This window comes from Nocardioides sp. CPCC 206348, assembly GCF_048654705.1.
Taxonomy (GTDB): Bacteria; Actinomycetota; Actinomycetes; order Propionibacteriales; family Nocardioidaceae; genus Nocardioides.
Window position 1 is genome coordinate 18,556 of the sequence record NZ_JBMCZA010000088.1, and the last position, 1,424, is coordinate 19,979.

The following is a 1,424-nucleotide window of genomic DNA, read 5'->3' on the forward strand; positions in this document are numbered from 1 at the left end:
GAGCGGTCTCACCGTGGGTCGCGTCGGCGAGGTGAGTCTCGAGGGCGAGGGTGTCCTCGTCGAGTTCGGACTCACCGAAACCGGGATCGAGCTCGGCACGGAGACGACGGCCCAGGTCAGCGTCGAGACCGTCCTCGGCGACAAGGCGCTCGTCCTCACCTCGCAAGGGGGCGGCACGCTCGCCGAGGGCGCGCGGATACCGATCGAGCGGGCGAGCGTCCCGTACGAAGTGACCGACGCGCTCGCCGATCTCCAGCAGGAGGCCGAGGACATCGACGTCGACAAGGTCGCGGCCGCACTCGAGACGGTGGCAGGGACCCTTGAGGGGGCCACCCCCGAGCTCGGCAACGCCATCACGGGAGTGAGCCGCTTGTCGAAGACGATCAGCAGCCGCGACGACTCGTTGCGCAGCCTGCTCGCCAACGCCGACCAGTTCAGCGACGTGCTCGCCGACCGCAGCGGCGACCTGACCGCCCTGATGAAGGACGGCAACGTGCTCTTCACCGAGTTGTTGAAGAGACGACAGGACATCACGGCACTGCTCGTGAACCTCTCCGCCATGGCCACCGAGCTGCGGGGCCTCGTCGCGGACAACAAGGACACCATCGGACCCGCTCTCGAGGAGCTCAACGCCGTGATCGGCACCCTGCAGACCAACAAGGCCAACATCAGCAAGACATTGCGCGGACTGTCGGTGTATGCCACCGGTCTCGGCGAGGTCGTGTCGAGCGGCGAGTTCTTCTCGGCGTACCTCCAGAACCTGCTGCCCGGCAACATGCTCCAGCCCCAGCTCTCCGAGCTCGGCCCGCCGGGTCTCTTCGGTGAGGGGATCGGCCGATGAGCACGATCAAGAACATCCTCGCAACGCCGCGGCTGCGCATGCTCGTTGCGCTCGCCGTGGTTGCCGTCGCCGTCCTCACGGTCGGTTTCCGTGACAAGGGCAGCACCGACCTGGTGGCGTGGTTCCCGAGCACGGACGGCATCTACGCCGGCGACGAGGTCCGGGTGCTGGGTGTGCCGGTCGGCAAGATCGACAGCATCGATCCCGAGGGCACCAAGGTCCGGGTGGCCTTCCACGTGAACGCCGACGTCAAGATCCCGAAGGACGCGAAGGCGGTCATCGTCGCGCCCTCATTGGTCAGCAGCCGTTACCTACAGCTGACGCCGCGGTACGACGGCGGGCCGGTCCTCGCCGACGGATCGACCATCGAGCTCGCCGACACCGCTGTCCCGGTCGAGTGGGACGACATCAAGGAGCAGCTCAACGGGCTGGCCGAGGCGCTCGGTCCGCGGGGCGCGAACAAGTCCGGGGCCCTCTCGGACGTGGTGGGTGCGGGGTCGAAGGCACTCGAGGGCCAGGGCGCCACGATCAACCAGACGATCGCCGACCTCTCCAACGCGGTCGGCGTCCTCGACAGCGGCGG

The 1,424-nt window shown here is 68.0% G+C and carries 2 protein-coding genes; both read left to right on the plus strand.

Translation table 11 applies throughout. The features are described from left to right. Positions 1–841: MCE family protein (locus ACOADB_RS04545; RefSeq protein WP_378596740.1), on the plus strand; the 841-nt coding region annotated here is incomplete at its 5' end. After that, the coding region (locus ACOADB_RS04550) for an MCE family protein (protein WP_378596741.1) at positions 838–1,424 on the plus strand (587 nt) is incomplete at its 3' end. The genes ACOADB_RS04545 and ACOADB_RS04550, both read left to right, overlap by 4 nt.